The organism is Pseudomonas chlororaphis subsp. aurantiaca, from assembly GCF_013466605.1.
Classification (GTDB): domain Bacteria; phylum Pseudomonadota; class Gammaproteobacteria; order Pseudomonadales; family Pseudomonadaceae; genus Aquipseudomonas; species Aquipseudomonas chlororaphis_I.
Map to the genome: position 1 here is coordinate 5,607,090 of NZ_CP059162.1, position 15,196 is coordinate 5,622,285.

Consider the following 15,196-nt stretch of genomic DNA (forward strand, 5'->3'; position numbering starts at 1 on the left):
ATAATATAAATCAATAACTTAAAATACTTGTAGTCATATCGACACACCGGCTTTTATAGTCATTAAGACCACACGGAGTCATTATGACCGCAAAATCCCTGCTCACCGCCTTGTTGCCCCTGGTCTCCGACCTGTCCCGCGAACTGCCCGAAGGCGAGCGCTACCGCCGCCTGCTGGAAGCCATGCGTGCCCTGCTGCCCTGCGACGCCGCCGCGCTGCTGCGCCTGGATGGCGAATGGCTAGTGCCGCTGGCGGTGGACGGCCTGAGCACCGACACCCTGGGCCGGCGTTTCAAGGTCAGCGAACACCCTCGTTTCGCCGCCCTGCTCAGCCACCCCGGCCCTACCCGCTTCGCCAGCGACAGCGACTTGCCGGACCCTTACGACGGCCTGGTGGATGGCCTGCATGAACACCTGGAAGTCCATGACTGCATGGGCTGCCCGCTGTTTATCGACGAGCGCCCCTGGGGCCTGCTGACCCTGGATGCCCTCGACCCACAGCGCTTCGAACCCATCGAACTGGATGCCCTGCAGGCCTTCGCCAGCCTGGCGGCGGCCACCGTCAACGCCGCCGAGCGCATCGAGCGCCTGGCCCTGCGCGCCGAAGACGAACACCAGCGCGCCGAGGTCTATCGCCAGGCCAGCGGCCAGAACCGCGAAATGATCGGCCAGAGCAAGGCGCACAAACGCCTGCTGGAGGAGATCGGCCTGGTCGGCGGCAGCGACCTGACGGTGCTGATCACCGGCGAAACCGGGGTTGGCAAAGAACTGGTGGCCCAGGCCATCCACGCCGCCTCGCCCCGGGCCGACAAGCCGCTGATCAGCCTCAACTGCGCCGCCCTGCCCGACACCCTGGTGGAAAGCGAACTGTTCGGTCATGTACGCGGCGCCTTCACCGGCGCCACCAACGACCGCCGCGGCAAATTCGAGCTGGCCAATGGCGGCACGCTGTTTCTCGACGAAGTGGGCGAGTTGTCGCTGACCGTCCAGGCCAAGCTGCTGCGCGTGCTGCAAAGCGGCCAGCTGCAACGCCTGGGATCGGACCAGGAGCATCAGGTCGACGTGCGGCTAATCGCCGCCACCAACCGCGACCTGGCCGAAGAAGTGCGCAGCGGCCGCTATCGCGCGGACTTCTATCACCGCCTCAGCGTCTACCCGCTGCTGGTGCCGGCCCTGCGCGACCGCGGCCGCGATGTGTTGCTGCTCAGCGGCTACTTCCTCGAACAGAATCGCTCGCGCATGGGCCTGGGCAGCCTGCGCCTGACCAGCGATGCCCAGGCGGCGCTGCTGGTCTACGCCTGGCCGGGCAACGTCCGTGAGCTGGAACACTTGATCGGCCGCAGCGCCCTCAAGGCCCTGGGCAACTGCCGCGAACGGCCGAAAATCCTCAGCCTGAGCGCCGCCGACCTGGACCTGCCGGACGCCTCGGCACCCGTCGCGCCCCAGTCCGCCCCGGCAGCCATGGCCGAGATTCCCGGCGGCGGCGATCTGCGCCAGGCCACCGAAAACTACCAGCGCCAACTGATCAGCGCCTGCCTTGAGCGTCACCAGCACAATTGGGCCAGCGCCGCCCGCGAGCTGGGCCTGGACCGCGCCAACCTGGGGCGCATGGCAAAGAGGCTAGGCTTGAAGTGACTCACCAGCCGAAGGCTGCGATCGGCCTGGGTGGCATTGCGACAAAACGGCCGTGAACCCGCTACATAAGGGGTGACCGAAACGACGCAATGGCTGATCTTGCGAGGACTGCGTCCTCGATCGCAGCCTTCGGCAGCGGCTACAGATTGCGCGGGGCGCGGATATTGGGATTAAGCCTAAAGCCAGCCCTTCGCGCGTCGATAACCCGTTATCGCTAGCTGTTCGCGGCCTATCGCGCGAACCACCTTTTTCCACAGAAGGTTTTTATGTCTTCCAACAAAGCCCGCGCAGACTCCCTTTCGCTTCTGCTGTTCACCTTGCGCAGCGGCAAGCTGATGGCGATCAACCTGCTCAAAGTCAGTGAAATCATTCCTTGCCCGCCGCTGACCAAACTGCCGGAATCGCATCCGCACGTGAAAGGCATCGCCACCCTGCGCGGCAATTCGCTGTCAGTCATCGACCTGAGCCGGGCCATCGGCGAACGGCCGCTGGAAGACCCGGAGGGCGGCTGCCTGATCGTCACCGACGTCAGCCGCTCCAAGCAGGGCCTGCATGTGCAGGCGGTGAGCAAGATCGTGCATTGCCTGACCACCGATATCCGTCCGCCGCCCTATGGCTCCGGCGGGGTCAAGTCCTATATCACCGGGGTCACCCAGGTCGACGGCACCCTGGTGCAGGTGCTGGACATCGAGAAAGTCATCCACGGCATCGCCCCGGCGCAGATCGAAACCGCGCCGACCGAGCTGAGCATGGAAGATGCCGAACTGCTGGGTAACGCGCGGATCCTGGTGGTCGACGATAGCCAGGTGGCCCTGCAGCAGTCGGTGCATACCCTGCGTAACCTCGGCCTGCAATGCCACACCGCGCGCAGCGCCAAGGAGGCCATCGACTGCCTGCTGGACCTGCAAGGCACCGCCCAGGAGATCAACCTGATCGTCTCGGACATCGAGATGTCGGAGATGGACGGTTATGCTCTGACCCGCACCCTGCGCGAGACGCCGGACTTCGCCCACCTCTACGTCTTGCTGCATACCTCGCTGGACAGCGCCATGAACGCGGAAAAGGCCCGCCTGGCCGGCGCCAACGCGGTGCTGACCAAGTTCTCCTCGCCGGACCTGACCCGCTGCCTGATCGAAGCGGCCCGTCACGTCGCCGCCCAGAGCGCCTGAGCCATGGCCGACGATTACTGCCTGCTGATGCGCCGCGACCTGACCGGGCAACCGGCGCCCGCCAGTTGGCCGGCCGCCTTCAGCCTCGACAGCTATCGACCCGAGCTGGCCGAAGCGGTGCATGGCCTGATGCATCTTGGCTACCAGGACGGCGGCGGGCGCGCGCCGGAACTGGACATCTGGCGCCAACGTTTCGAAAGCGACGCCGAATACGACCCGCAACTGTGCCTGGTGGCCCGGGATGCCGAGGGCGTCGCCGGGGTGATCCAGTGCTGGACCAGCGCCTATATCAAAGATCTGGTGGTGCATCCGCGGGCCCGTGGCCAGGGCCTGGGACGGGCCTTGCTGCTGCAGGCCTTCGAGGTCTTCCTTCAGCGCCGCGAAGCCTTTGTCGACCTGCGGGTGCTGGAAGACAACCAGCGAGCCCGCGGGCTGTACGACAGCGTCGGCATGCGGGTGATCCGCCGCGAGCAGGTTCCCCACACGCCGCTGTAACGCCTGTAGCCGCTGCCGCAGGCTGCGATCGCGCCCGGAGAGTGCGCAAAATCTCAAGATCGTCGAAGGCCTGCGGCCTTATCGTCCGAACGCGGCCCGAGCCTTCGGCAGCGGCTACAGGGATATCTTTCAGCGCCCGCGCCTCAGGCATACTCCTGCGCTCCCCCGCGAACGAAGGAACGCCCCGCCATGAAAGCCCTGCCTCTGAGCCTCGCCTGCCTGACCGCCCTCCTCGCCTGCCAGGCCCAGGCCTCCAGCCCCGACGCCTGGGCGACATTCGACAAGCAGGTGCGGGCCAGCTGCATCAAGGCCAGCCAGTTGAAGAATGTCAAAGTGCAGGGCAATGCCGCGCAGTTCGACGACCGGGTCGGCTACAGCGCCCTGCTGCTCCAGGGCCAGTACCCGCAAAAACACATGAAGGGCCAGACCGGCGTGGAACTGTGCCTGTACGACAAGCAGCGCAAGAGCGCCCATGTCACCGAATGGGATTCGGTCCGCCCCGCCCTCGAGGCCAAGGGCCGGTGACTGGCGCATAACTTGCTTCGAGAGCGCTATTTAGAGGGCGATGTGAATCATTCCGTCGCCGCTTCCGTCTTTCGACTATGGTTGCCGGCTCAATGAATACTCGTTTTTCCTGCGTAGGCTGCGGCAAGTGCTGCAACGATCACCACGTTCCCCTGACCCTCGGCGAAGCCCGCCAGTGGGCGCTGGATGGCGGCCAGGTGATCGTGCTGGTGGAAGGCTTCCTGAGCAATGGCCTGGGGCTGCCGGCACAGCAGCGCGAGCACGCCGAACGGCGTTCCTGCGTGGTGCCCAGCGGCAATGCCCAGGCCCATGTGGCGATCACCTTCGCCGCCTACAACGTCGGCCCCTGCCGGAATCTTGACGAAGACCAGCTGTGCCGGATCTATGAGCGCCGGCCTCTGGTGTGCCGCATCTACCCGATGGAAATCAATCCGCACATCCCGCTCAACCCGGCGATCAAGGAATGCCCACCCGAGTCCTGGGAAAAAGGCCCGCAGCTGATTGTCGGCGGTGAACTGGTGGACCGGGAACTGGCCGAACTGATCCAGCGCTCACGCCAGGCCGACCGCGACGATATCCACAGCAAACAAGCCATCTGCCAGCTACTGGGGATTCACACCACCGCCCTCAAGGGCGACGGCTTTACCGCCTACCTGCCGGACATGGCCGCCCTGGCCGAAGCCATCGAGCGGGTCCAGGCGCAACCGCTGGCCGCGCCGGCCAGCGAGTGGCTGTTCCATGTCTCTGGCGCGGACATTGCCGGGCAGGTGCAGGACGCCGGCGCCCAGGTAGTGACCGAGGCGCCGCTCACCTACGCCTTCATTTCCCTGCGCGCGGCCTGACCTGTAGCTGCAGCCGCAGGCTGCGATAAGGCCGAAGGCCTTCGGCGATCTTAAGGCCGTGCGCCCGCTTCGCGGTCGATCGTCCGAACGCGGCCCGAGCCTTCGGCAGCGGCTACAGAAGCCCGGACTCAGCGCTTGCCCATCGAGCGACGGGTGCCGGGTGGCGCCGCGCCCGGGGTCTTGGTGTGGCCGTTGGTGGCGCCGTTCTTGTACCAGGGTTGCTGGGCACTCTTGGCCTGGACGAATTCGGACGGCTTGAACGGAAACTTGAACGGCGCGATCGCCGGCTTGCCTTCGCCAGGCGCGCTGGCGTCGTCGACCTGGTCGGCGCTGGGAGCGTCGGACACAGGCGGTTGTGCTGGGGTAGTCATGGAAGCTCCGGGGTGAAAAGCAAAGGCCGGGCCCGGGGAAACGGGCCGCGAGGGCCGGCAGTATACCCACGTTGCGGGTCTTTGACCTGCCGCGACCGGCATGGGCCAGGGTCATGCGGTCGGCCTTTGCTGACAGCGCTGTCAGGCAGGCGTCACGTTGCTGACCGGGTCGGCCGGCTATAAAGGGGCCCTCGATACTGGCCATCCTCCCGTCCCACCTGCCCCCCCCGGCGCTGGCGTCCATGCGTAATCGAAAAACAACCCTTGTGCTCGCAGGTGTGTGCGCCGTTCTCGCCGCCACGGGCCTATGGCACCTGCTCAAGCCGCCCAGCGCCAAACTGGCAGCGCCGACCGCGGTGCCGGTACGGGTGATCAGCGTCGCCCAGCGGGATGTGCCGCGGTATGTCAGTGGCATCGGTTCGGTGCTGTCGCTGCACAGCGTGGTGATCCGGCCCCAGGTGGACGGCATCCTCACCCGGCTGCTGGTCAAGGAAGGCCAACTGGTCAAGGCCGGCGACCTGCTGGCGACCATCGACGACCGCTCGATCCGCGCCAGCCTCGACCAGGCCCGGGCGCAACTGGCGGAAAATCAGGCGCAACTGCAGGTGGCCCAGGTCAACCTCAAGCGCTACAAGCTGCTGTCGGTGGATGACGGCGTGTCCAAGCAGACCTACGACCAGCAGCAAGCGCTGGTCAACCAGCTCAAGGCCAGCGCCCAGGGCAACCAGGCCGCCATCGATGCGGCGCAGGTGCAGCTGTCCTATACCCAGATCCGCTCGCCGGTGTCCGGTCGCGTCGGCATCCGCACCGTGGACGAAGGCAATTTCCTGCGCACCAGCGATACCCAGGGCCTGTTCTCGGTGACCCAGATCGACCCGATCGCAGTCGAGTTTGCCTTGCCGCAACAGATGCTGCCGACCTTGCAGGGGCTGCTGGTCGCCGAACGCCCGGCCACGGTGGACGCCTACCTGGGCGCCGATACCGACTCCAATACAGGCGAGCGCCTGGGCGAAGGCCACCTGAGCCTGATCGACAACCAGATCGACACCAATACCGGGACCATCCGCGCCAAGGCCGAATTCAACAATCCCGGGCAAAAGCTCTGGCCCGGCCAGCTGGTGACCATCAAGATCCGCACCGCCGTGGAGAAGGCCGCCCTGGTGGTGGTGCCCAACGTGGTGCAGCGCGGCCTGGACAAGCACTTCGTTTATCGGGTCAAGGACGACAAGGTGGAAATCGTCCCGGTGCAGATGATCTATCAGGACAGCGGCCAGAACATCATCAAGGGTGTACAGGCCGGCGACCTGCTGGTCAGTGACGGCCAGTCGCGACTCAAGGCCGGCTCGCGCATCGAGGTGCTCAGCGAACCGCCACAACAGATCCAGGCCGCGAACACGGAGCCGCAGCCATGAAGGGCCACGGCTCGATCTCCGCCTGGTGCGTCGATCATCCGGTCGCCACCCTGCTGCTGACCTTCGCCCTGGTGCTGCTGGGCGCCATCGCCTTTCCCCGGCTGCCCATCGCCCCGCTGCCGGAAGCCGAATTCCCGACCATCCAGGTCTCCGCGCAGTTGCCCGGCGCCAGCCCGGAAACCATGGCCTCTTCGGTGGCCACGCCGCTGGAGGTGCAGTTCAGCGCCATCCCCGGCATGACCCAGATGACCTCCAGCAGCGCCCTGGGCTCGACCATCCTGACCCTGCAGTTCACCCTCGACAAGAGCATCGACACCGCCGCCCAGGAAGTGCAGGCGGCGATCAACACCGCTTCGGGCAAGCTGCCCAACGACATGCCGAGCCTGCCCACCTGGCGCAAGGTCAACCCGGCGGACAGCCCGGTGCTGATCCTCAGCATCAGCTCCACGCAGATGCCCGGCACTGAACTGAGCGACTACGTGGAAACCCTGCTGGCCCGGCAGATCAGCCAGATCGACGGCGTTGGCCTGATCAACATCACCGGCCAGCAACGCCCGGCGATCCGCGTCCAGGCCTCGCCCGACCGGCTGGCAGCCATCGGCCTGACCCTGGCCGATATCCGCGTCGCCCTGCAGCAGGCCAGCCTCAACCTGGCCAAGGGCGCGCTGTATGGCGAATCGAGCATCTCGACCCTGTCGACCAACGACCAGCTGTTCCATCCCGATGACTACGGCCAGTTGATCGTCTCCTACAAGAACGGCGCACCGGTGCAGCTCAAGGATGTCGCCCGGGTCATCAGCGGCCCGGAAAACGCCTATGTGCAGGCCTGGTCCAACGACCAGCCGGGGCTCAACCTGGTGATCTTCCGCCAGCCGGGAGCCAACATCGTCGACACCGTGGACCGTATCCAAAGCGAGTTGCCGCGCCTGGAAGCCATGCTGCCGGCCTCGGTGGACGTGACCGTGCTCTCGGACCGCACCAAGACCATCCGCGCGTCCTTGCACGAAGTGGAAATCACCCTGCTGATCGCGGTGTTGCTGGTGGTGGCGGTAATGGCGCTGTTCCTGCGCCAGCTGTCGGCGACGCTGATCGTCTCCAGCGTGCTCGGGGTGTCGCTGGTGGCCAGCTTCGCGCTGATGTATGTGCTGGGCTTCAGCCTGAACAACCTGACCCTGGTGGCGATCGTGATCTCGGTGGGTTTCGTGGTCGACGACGCGATTGTCGTGGTGGAGAACATCCATCGCCATCTGGAAGCCGGCGACGGCATGCGCGAGGCGGCGATCAAGGGCGCCGGCGAAATCGGCTTCACCGTGGTGTCCATCAGCTTCTCGCTGATCGCCGCGTTCATTCCCCTGCTGTTCATGGGTGGCGTGGTCGGGCGACTGTTCAAGGAATTTGCCCTGACTGCCACCTCGACCATCCTGATTTCGGTGGTGGTGTCGCTGACCCTGGCGCCTACCCTGGCGGCGCTGTTCATGCGCGCCCCGACTCATCATCCTCACGATCGTCCGGGCTTCGGCGAACGCCTGCTGGCGTTCTACGAACGCGGGCTGCGCCGGGCGCTGGACCATCAGCGGCTGATGCTCGGCCTGTTCGGCCTGACCCTGGGCCTGGCCATCGCCGGCTATGTGTTCATTCCCAAGGGCTTCTTCCCGGTGCAGGACACCGGCTTCGTACTGGGCACCAGCGAAGCGGCGGCCGACATCTCCTACCCGGACATGGTGGCAAAACACCTGGCCCTGGCGAAGATCCTCGGTGCCGACCCGGCGGTGGAAACCTTCTCCCACTCGGTCGGCGTCACCGGCAATAACCAGACCATCGCCAACGGCCGCTTCTGGATCGCCCTCAAGGACCGCGGCCAGCGGGACGTTTCCGCCAGCCAGTTCATCGACCGCATTCGCCCGCAGCTGGCCAGGGTCCCGGGCATCGTCCTGTACCTGCGGGCCGGCCAGGACATCAACCTCAGCTCCGGGCCGAGCCGCAGCCAGTACCAGTACGTGCTCAAGAGCAACGACGGGCCGACGCTGAATACCTGGACCCAGCGCCTGACGGAAAAACTGCGGGCCAACCCGGCCTTTCGCGACCTGTCCAACGACCTGCAACTGGGCAGCAGCATCACCCATATCAGCATCGACCGCAGCGCCGCGGCGCGTTTCGGCCTGACCGCCACCGATGTCGACGAAGCGCTCTACGACGCCTTCGGCCAGCGCCAGGTCAACGAGTTCCAGACCGAGACCAACCAATACAACGTGATCCTCGAACTGGACGCCAGGCAACGTGGCAAGGCCGAAAGCCTGAATTACTTCTACCTGCGCTCGCCCCTGAGCGGCGAGATGGTGCCGCTGTCGGCGCTGGCCAAGGTCGATCCGCCCACCGTCGGCCCGCTGTCCATCGCCCACGACGGCATGTTCCCGGCCGCCAACCTATCGTTCAACCTGGCGCCCGGCGTGGCCCTGGGTGATGCGGTGATCATGCTCGAGCAGGCGAAAAACCAGATCGGCATGCCCGCCTCCATTGCCGGCAACTTCCAGGGCGCGGCCCAGGCCTTCCAGAGTTCCCTGGCCAGCCAGCCGTGGCTGATCCTCGCGGCGCTGGTGGCGGTGTACATCATCCTCGGCGTGCTCTACGAGAGCTTCGTCCATCCGCTGACCATCATTTCCACCCTGCCCTCGGCCGGCCTCGGCGCGTTGATCATGCTCTGGCTGCTGGGCCAGGACTTCTCGATCATGGCCCTGATCGGCCTGGTGCTGCTGATCGGCATCGTCAAGAAAAACGGCATCCTGATGATCGACTTCGCCCTCGAAGCCCAGCGCAAGGGCGGGCTGTCGCCACAGGAGGCGATCTACCAGGCCTGTATCACCCGTTTCCGGCCGATCATCATGACCACCCTCGCAGCCCTGCTCGGCGCCCTGCCGCTGATGCTCGGCTATGGCGCCGGCGCGGAGCTGCGCCAGCCACTGGGGATCGCCGTGGTCGGTGGCCTGCTGGTGAGCCAGGCGCTGACGCTGTTCACCACTCCAGTCATATACTTGTGGCTCGAGCGGCTATTCCATCGGCCCACACCAGCGCCAGCGCTGGCAAGCACATCCTGAGGCGGGGTCATGCGCGTTCTGATTATCGAAGACGAAGAAAAAACCGCAGACTATCTGCACCGCGGACTGACCGAACAAGGCTACACCGTGGACCTCGCGCGCGACGGCGTCGAGGGCCTGCACCTGGCGCTGGAAAGCGACTACGCGGTGATCGTGCTCGACGTGATGCTGCCCGGCATCGACGGCTTCGGCGTGTTGCGGGCCCTGCGCGCGCGCAAGCAGACGCCGGTGATCATGCTCACCGCCCGCGAGCGCGTCGAAGACCGCATCAAGGGCCTGCGCGACGGCGCCGACGACTACCTGGGCAAGCCCTTTTCCTTCCTCGAACTGGTGGCGCGCCTGCAGGCCTTGACCCGTCGCAGCGGTGGTCACGAACCGGTGCAGATCAGCATCGCCGACCTGTGGATCGACCTGATCAGCCGCAAGGCCAGCCGCGCCGGCACGCGCCTGGACCTGACCGCCAAGGAGTTCTCGTTGCTCAGCGTGCTCGCCCGGCGCCAGGGCGAGATCCTGTCGAAAACCGCGATCGCCGAGATGGTCTGGGACATCAACTTCGACAGCGACGCCAACGTCGTCGAAGTGGCGATCAAGCGCCTGCGGGCCAAGCTCGACGGGCCATTCGAACAGAAACTGCTGCACACCATCCGCGGCATGGGTTACGTGCTGGAGAACCGCGGTGCCTCGTAACTCGATTGCCCTGCGCCTGAGCGGGCTGTTCACCCTGGTCGCCCTGCTGATCTTCCTGCTGATCGGCGGCGCGCTCTATCAACAGGTGGACAAGGGCCTGGGCCTGCTGCCCGAGGCCGAACTGGACGCGCGCTACAGCGTGCTGGAATCGGCCCTGACGCGCTTCGGCAACCCGGAGCACTGGGCCAAGATCAACAACAAGCTCAAGCTGCTCAGCGAAGAAGACAAGCGCATCCGTTTCTGGGTGGTCAGCGGCGACCCCGCCTACGAATACGGCAACCCCGCCCCGCAGATCCGCCGCTTCGCCCAGGGCCCGCTGGGCATGCGCGACCTGACCCTGCCCGGGCATCCCTATCCGCTGAAAGTGCTGGTCAGCCAGCTACCGGCCAAGGAGCTGCGCCCGCCGCTGCGCTTTCTGATCGCCATCGACACCGAGACCTTCTACGAGACCCAGCACCAGCTGTTGATTGCCCTGATCAGCCTGGCCATCGTCGGCGTGTTGCTGGCCTCGGCGCTGGGTTACTGGGTGGCGCGCATCGGCCTCAAGCCCTTGATCGGGCTGTCCGAAGAGGCCCAGCGCCTGGCCCCGCCGAGGCTTTCCGGGCGCTTGCAGCTGTCGTCGCTGCCGCCGGAGCTGACGCAGTTCGCCAACTCGTTCAACTCGACCCTGGAGAGGGTGGAACAGGCCTATTCGCGCCTGGAATCCTTCAATGCCGACGTCGCCCACGAACTGCGCTCGCCGCTGACCAACCTGATCGGCCAGACCCAGGTGGCGCTGACCCGCGGGCGTTCCGCCGAGCATTATTTCGAGGTGCTGCAATCCAATCTCGAAGAGCTGGAACGACTGCGCTCGATCATCAACGACATGCTGTTCCTGGCCAGCGCCGACCAGGGCAGCAAGGCCACCAAGCTCACCAGCACCTCCCTGGCCAGCGAAGTGGCAACCACCCTGGACTACCTCGACTTCATCCTCGAAGACGCCCAGGTCAAGGTCGAGGTGCGCGGCGATGCCCAGGTGCAGATCGAGATCGCCCACCTGCGCCGGGCGCTGATCAACCTGTTGAGCAATGCCGTGCAGCACACCGAACCCGGGCAGGTGATCCAGGTACAGATCGATGTGCAGGAACACCAGGTAGCCATCGCCGTGAGCAACCCTGGCCAGGCCATCGCCCGCGAACATCTGCCACGGCTGTTCGAGCGCTTCTACCGGGTCGACGCCTCCCGCAGCAACAGCGGCGCCAACCACGGCCTGGGGCTGGCGATCGTCAAGGCCATCGCCCTGATGCACGGCGGCGACGTGTTCGTGCGCAGCGATGACGGCATGAATACCTTCGGCATCTACCTGCCGATCTGAGCCCTCCTCTTCTTCCGCAGGAGCAGCCGATCGACGCTCGATTGCTCGCGATGGCGGCATGTCAGATGCACCGCATTGACTGCATCGCCGGCAAGTCTGGTTCCTGCAGAAGCGGTGTCAACTATTGCTTTTGGTGTAACAGTGCTTATCCTGTTCGGCGCTTTTTCCAGCAGCCCTGAAGTTATATTTTTGTCGCACCTAATTTGAACTTGCTCTGCAAGAAGGTCTTCAGAAATGTCCAACAGTATGGGTATTGCCAGCGCCTTTGTTTTGTCCTCCCTGTTCTTGGCCCCTATGGCCATGGCCGAAGAATCGCAGACTTTCGCCGCGCATAACGCTGCACGTGCCGCTGCATTCCAGGACGCCCAGGAAGCGCTGGCTGCCAAGCAACAGAACAGCGGGAAGCCGCAGAACATCACGGCGGAACAACGCCAGCCGGAAGTTCGGAAAGACAGCTGATACCCGCTACCGACTCGTTTCCCTCGACAACTTCTCTGCTCTACCCCCTGGAGTAAGTTGTCTTAAAGCCGCTGATAACAGCGGCTTTTTTTTGCCATGTAGAACCGACTGTTTCATTCGTTTCACCCAGAACAAGAAACACCCGAATCGACAATAACAACTGTCATCATTCATCCAAGGAGCTTTATACCGGTGAAGGTCACTTCAACTCTCAGCCCGTTGTTCATTGCAATGGCTGCAACTATCGCCCCCTGTGCCCAGGCGGCCGATCAGGCCAGCCCCGAAGGCTTCGTCGAAGGCGCAAGCCTCAAGCTCAACGCCCGCAACTACTACATGAATCGCAACCGCCACCAGCAGAACGATGACAACATCGAGTGGGGCCAGGGTTTTCTGGGGATCTTCGAGTCGGGTTATACCCCGGGTACGGTCGGTTTCGGCCTCGATGCCAACGCCATGCTCGGCTTGAAACTCGATGGCGGTGGCGGTACCGACGGCTCGAGCATCCTGCCGGTCAGCGATGGCAACGGCAAAGCCCCGACGTCGTTCTCCACCGCTGGCGCCACCCTGAAAATCCGCGCCTTCGACACCGAGCTCAAGGCCGGCGACCTGTTCCTCAACAATCCGGTGATCGCCGGCGGCCAGAGCCGCATGCTGCCGCAGACCTTCCGCGGGGTTAGCCTGACCAACCACAGCTTCGATGGCTGGCTGTTCGAAGGCGGCCAGGCCAGTTTCACCAAGCTCTACAACCAGAGCGGCCGCCAGCGTATCGACACGGCCTACGGCAAACTGCTGGACGGCGACGAAAGCCGCCACCTGAACTGGGCCGGCGTGGCCTGGAGCGGCGTGAGCGGGTTGATCAGCAGCCTGTACGCCGCCGAACTCAAGGACATCTGGAACCAGTACTACTACGACCTCGACTACAGCTATGCGCTGAACGAGTTGGTGACCCTGAACCCGGGCCTGCACTTCTATCACACCCAGGACACCGGCGACGCGCTGCTGGGCGACATCGACAACAACACCTACAGCCTGCATTTCACCCTGGGCGTGGGCCATCACAGCCTCACCGCCGCCTACCAGCGGGTGAACGGCAACACACCGTTCGACTACATCAACCAGGGCGACAGCATCTACCTGGATAACTCCCAGCAGTATTCGGATTTCAACGGCCCCAACGAGCGCTCGTGGAAACTCAAGTACGCCTACGACTTCGCCGGCCTCGGCCTGCCGGGCCTGACGTCGGCGCTCTCCTACTCGCGCGGCGAGCTGGACCTGACCAAGGTCGATCCGCACAGCCGTGGCTACGCCCACTGGTACAGCGCCGGCGGCGAGCACGCCAAGCACTGGGAACGCGACCTTGACCTCAAGTACGTGGTGCAGGGTGGCAAGGCCAAGGACCTGGCGGTCCGCCTGCAGTGGGCCACCAACCGTGGCGGCAACGGTTATGGCGCGCTGGACAACGACACCGACGAATACCGGGTGATCGTCGATTACCCATTCAATGTGCTCTAAGCGCCAGTCAGCAAAAGGCCAGCATCATTTTGCTGGCCTTTTTTTTGTCTGCGATTTATACATGCGCCCGCAGGCGCGATCGGTCTCTGCAACTCTGCTCGCTTCACCCGAAACACCCTTATAGAAAACGTACACAACGCAGAAGTCAGAACCATGAGTGTGAGTAGTGCGACACCCCGCAACGCGACCACTTCGACCCGGTCGGAAAGGATGCTGATTCTTGGAAGCTCATTGATGGTCATCTCCATCCTGAGCATCGTGACCTTCTTGCTGATTCGCGAACGCGGCAGCGCCGAAATGGCCGCCACCCGCGCGGCTTCCAACATCGTGCAATTGATCGACGCCGACGTGCTGCGCAACGTCGAGCTGTACGACGTATCCCTGCGAGGCCTGATCAGCGCCTCGCAACGCGACGACCTGAAACAGGTCTCGCCGACCATTCGCCATATGGCGCTGTTCGACCGGGCCACCGCGGCGCCCTACAAGGGCAATATCCTGCTGCTCGACGCGCGCGGCGACGTGCTCGCCGACTCCACTTCGGCCGAACCGCGCAAGGGCAACTTTGCCGATCAAGAGTATTTCCAATCCCATGTGAATAACCCCGATCCGGGCATGCTGATCAGCCGACCGTTCCGCGCCCGCTCGCCCGAGCAGGATTGGCGCATCAGTTTCAGCCGGCGGGTTTCCAGCGAGCGCGGGGAGTTCCTCGGCGTGGCCGAAGCGGCCATGCGCCTGGACTACTTCAGCCAGTTGTTCAAAAGCCTGAATGTCGGCCACGACAGCTCGGTCAACCTGATCAGTCGCGACGGTATCCTGTTGGCCCAGGAACCGCCGCGAGCGGACAACCTGATCGGCCAGAACTTCAGCCAACGGCCCAATTTCATCCGCATCCTGCGCGAGGGAAACGGCAGCTTCAAAGGCATGTCCAGCACCCAGCAGCCGCGCCTGTACACCTTCTCCCAGGTCGGGGACCTGCCGCTGATCGTGATCGTGGCGCTCTCCAGCAATGAAGTATTCGCCTCCTGGCAGCGCACCGCGCTGGTGGTCGGCGGCGCCACCGGTGCGCTGTGCCTGGGCCTGCTGTGGCTGACCTGGCTGCTGTGCCGGGAATTGCGCCGACGCCAGAGCGCCGAGCAGGAACTCGCGCAACTGGCGGCCACCGATGCCCTCACTGGCCTCGACAACCGTCGCAGCCTGGATCAGACCCTGGCTCGCGAATGGGGACGTGCGCAGCGCTCCCATAGTGCGCTGTCGCTGCTGATGTTGGACGTGGATCACTTCAAGGCCTTCAACGACCGCTACGGCCACCCCCTCGGCGATGAAGCCCTGCGCATCGTCGCCCGGGTGATCAGTGACAATATCCGGCGCCCCGGTGACCTGGCCGCACGCTATGGTGGCGAAGAGTTCGCCGTGGTCCTGCCGGAGACTGACAACGAGGGCGCCCGGCGTATCGCCGAGCATATTCGCCTGGCGATCGAGCGCCTGCCGCCGATCCAGGATGGCGCCTCGCCGATCACCATCAGCATCGGCCTCAGCACCTGGGCGGGCACGCCGAAGTCCAGCCTGAAAGCGCTGTGCTCGATGGCCGACAAAGCGCTGTACCAGGCCAAGGCCGAGGGGCGAAACCGGGTGGTAGCGGGCTGA

At 64.6% G+C, this 15,196-nt stretch carries 13 protein-coding genes; 12 read left to right on the forward strand and 1 reads right to left on the reverse strand.

The features are described 5' to 3' along the window. Positions 1–83: 83 nt before the first annotated feature. From norR to H0I86_RS25570, 5 genes are all read left to right on the forward strand, one after another. A complete protein-coding gene (gene norR, locus H0I86_RS25550) occupies positions 84–1,634 on the forward strand; it encodes a nitric oxide reductase transcriptional regulator NorR (protein ID WP_180922631.1) in 1,551 nt (516 codons plus the stop codon). Between the two features lie 266 nt (positions 1,635–1,900). Next, on the forward strand, positions 1,901–2,803 hold the full coding sequence (locus H0I86_RS25555) for a chemotaxis protein CheV (protein ID WP_009050702.1): 903 nt from the start codon (positions 1,901–1,903) through the stop codon (positions 2,801–2,803). 3 nt (positions 2,804–2,806) lie between these two features. Further along, entirely contained in the window at positions 2,807–3,298 is a 492-nt protein-coding gene (locus H0I86_RS25560) for a GNAT family N-acetyltransferase (protein ID WP_180922632.1), read from the forward strand. A 189-nt stretch (positions 3,299–3,487) separates the two neighbouring features. Beyond that, positions 3,488–3,823 (forward strand): hypothetical protein, encoded by a 336-nt coding sequence (locus H0I86_RS25565; protein ID WP_180922633.1) that lies wholly within the window; start codon positions 3,488–3,490, stop codon positions 3,821–3,823. Between the two features lie 92 nt (positions 3,824–3,915). Then, on the forward strand, positions 3,916–4,665 hold the full coding sequence (locus H0I86_RS25570) for a YkgJ family cysteine cluster protein (protein WP_180922634.1): 750 nt from the start codon (positions 3,916–3,918) through the stop codon (positions 4,663–4,665). Positions 4,666–4,793: 128 nt separating this feature from the next. Here the strand turns inward: H0I86_RS25570 and H0I86_RS25575 are convergent, their stop codons facing one another. Next, positions 4,794–5,036, reverse strand: coding sequence for a hypothetical protein (locus H0I86_RS25575; protein WP_180922635.1), 243 nt, complete (start codon positions 5,034–5,036; stop codon positions 4,794–4,796). A 242-nt stretch (positions 5,037–5,278) separates the two neighbouring features. On the opposite strand from H0I86_RS25575, the gene H0I86_RS25580 reads away from it, so the two are divergent. The 7 genes from H0I86_RS25580 to H0I86_RS25610 all read left to right on the forward strand — a co-directional run bounded on the left by H0I86_RS25580 (position 5,279) and on the right by H0I86_RS25610 (position 15,196). Further along, positions 5,279–6,448 carry an efflux RND transporter periplasmic adaptor subunit gene (locus H0I86_RS25580; RefSeq protein WP_180922636.1) on the forward strand — a complete coding sequence of 390 codons (1,170 nt, stop codon included), beginning with the start codon at positions 5,279–5,281 and terminating at the stop codon, positions 6,446–6,448. Continuing rightward, a complete protein-coding gene (locus H0I86_RS25585) occupies positions 6,445–9,540 on the forward strand; it encodes a multidrug efflux RND transporter permease subunit (RefSeq protein ID WP_180922637.1) in 3,096 nt (1,031 codons plus the stop codon). The genes H0I86_RS25580 and H0I86_RS25585 overlap by 4 nt, the downstream gene beginning before the upstream one ends. Before the next feature lie 9 nt (positions 9,541–9,549). Next, positions 9,550–10,227 carry a heavy metal response regulator transcription factor gene (locus H0I86_RS25590; RefSeq protein WP_009050709.1) on the forward strand — a complete coding sequence of 226 codons (678 nt, stop codon included), beginning with the start codon at positions 9,550–9,552 and terminating at the stop codon, positions 10,225–10,227. After that, positions 10,217–11,581, forward strand: a complete 1,365-nt coding sequence (locus H0I86_RS25595; protein ID WP_180922638.1) for a heavy metal sensor histidine kinase — start codon at positions 10,217–10,219, stop codon at positions 11,579–11,581. Before H0I86_RS25590 ends, H0I86_RS25595 begins: the two co-directional genes overlap by 11 nt. A 234-nt stretch (positions 11,582–11,815) precedes the next feature. Further along, entirely contained in the window at positions 11,816–12,040 is a 225-nt protein-coding gene (locus H0I86_RS25600; RefSeq protein ID WP_180922639.1) for a hypothetical protein, read from the forward strand. Between the two features lie 231 nt (positions 12,041–12,271). Next, positions 12,272–13,552, forward strand: coding sequence for an OprD family porin (locus tag H0I86_RS25605; protein ID WP_180925910.1), 1,281 nt, complete (start codon positions 12,272–12,274; stop codon positions 13,550–13,552). 153 nt (positions 13,553–13,705) lie between these two features. Further along, positions 13,706–15,196, forward strand: coding sequence for a sensor domain-containing diguanylate cyclase (locus H0I86_RS25610; RefSeq protein WP_180922640.1), 1,491 nt, complete (start codon positions 13,706–13,708; stop codon positions 15,194–15,196).

What these genes read in the sequence shown, in the direction of transcription:
- norR (WP_180922631.1), top strand. Translation starts at nt 84, where the DNA reads ATGACCGCAAAATCCCTGCTCACCGCCTTGTTGCCCCTGGTCTCCGAC.
- H0I86_RS25555 (WP_009050702.1), top strand. Translation starts at nt 1,901, where the DNA reads ATGTCTTCCAACAAAGCCCGCGCAGACTCCCTTTCGCTTCTGCTGTTC.
- H0I86_RS25560 (WP_180922632.1), top strand. Translation starts at nt 2,807, where the DNA reads ATGGCCGACGATTACTGCCTGCTGATGCGCCGCGACCTGACCGGGCAA.
- H0I86_RS25565 (WP_180922633.1), top strand. Translation starts at nt 3,488, where the DNA reads ATGAAAGCCCTGCCTCTGAGCCTCGCCTGCCTGACCGCCCTCCTCGCC.
- H0I86_RS25570 (WP_180922634.1), top strand. Translation starts at nt 3,916, where the DNA reads ATGAATACTCGTTTTTCCTGCGTAGGCTGCGGCAAGTGCTGCAACGAT.
- H0I86_RS25575 (WP_180922635.1), bottom strand. Translation starts at nt 5,036, where the DNA reads ATGACTACCCCAGCACAACCGCCTGTGTCCGACGCTCCCAGCGCCGAC.
- H0I86_RS25580 (WP_180922636.1), top strand. Translation starts at nt 5,279, where the DNA reads ATGCGTAATCGAAAAACAACCCTTGTGCTCGCAGGTGTGTGCGCCGTT.
- H0I86_RS25585 (WP_180922637.1), top strand. Translation starts at nt 6,445, where the DNA reads ATGAAGGGCCACGGCTCGATCTCCGCCTGGTGCGTCGATCATCCGGTC.
- H0I86_RS25590 (WP_009050709.1), top strand. Translation starts at nt 9,550, where the DNA reads ATGCGCGTTCTGATTATCGAAGACGAAGAAAAAACCGCAGACTATCTG.
- H0I86_RS25600 (WP_180922639.1), top strand. Translation starts at nt 11,816, where the DNA reads ATGTCCAACAGTATGGGTATTGCCAGCGCCTTTGTTTTGTCCTCCCTG.
- H0I86_RS25605 (WP_180925910.1), top strand. Translation starts at nt 12,272, where the DNA reads ATGGCTGCAACTATCGCCCCCTGTGCCCAGGCGGCCGATCAGGCCAGC.
- H0I86_RS25610 (WP_180922640.1), top strand. Translation starts at nt 13,706, where the DNA reads ATGAGTGTGAGTAGTGCGACACCCCGCAACGCGACCACTTCGACCCGG.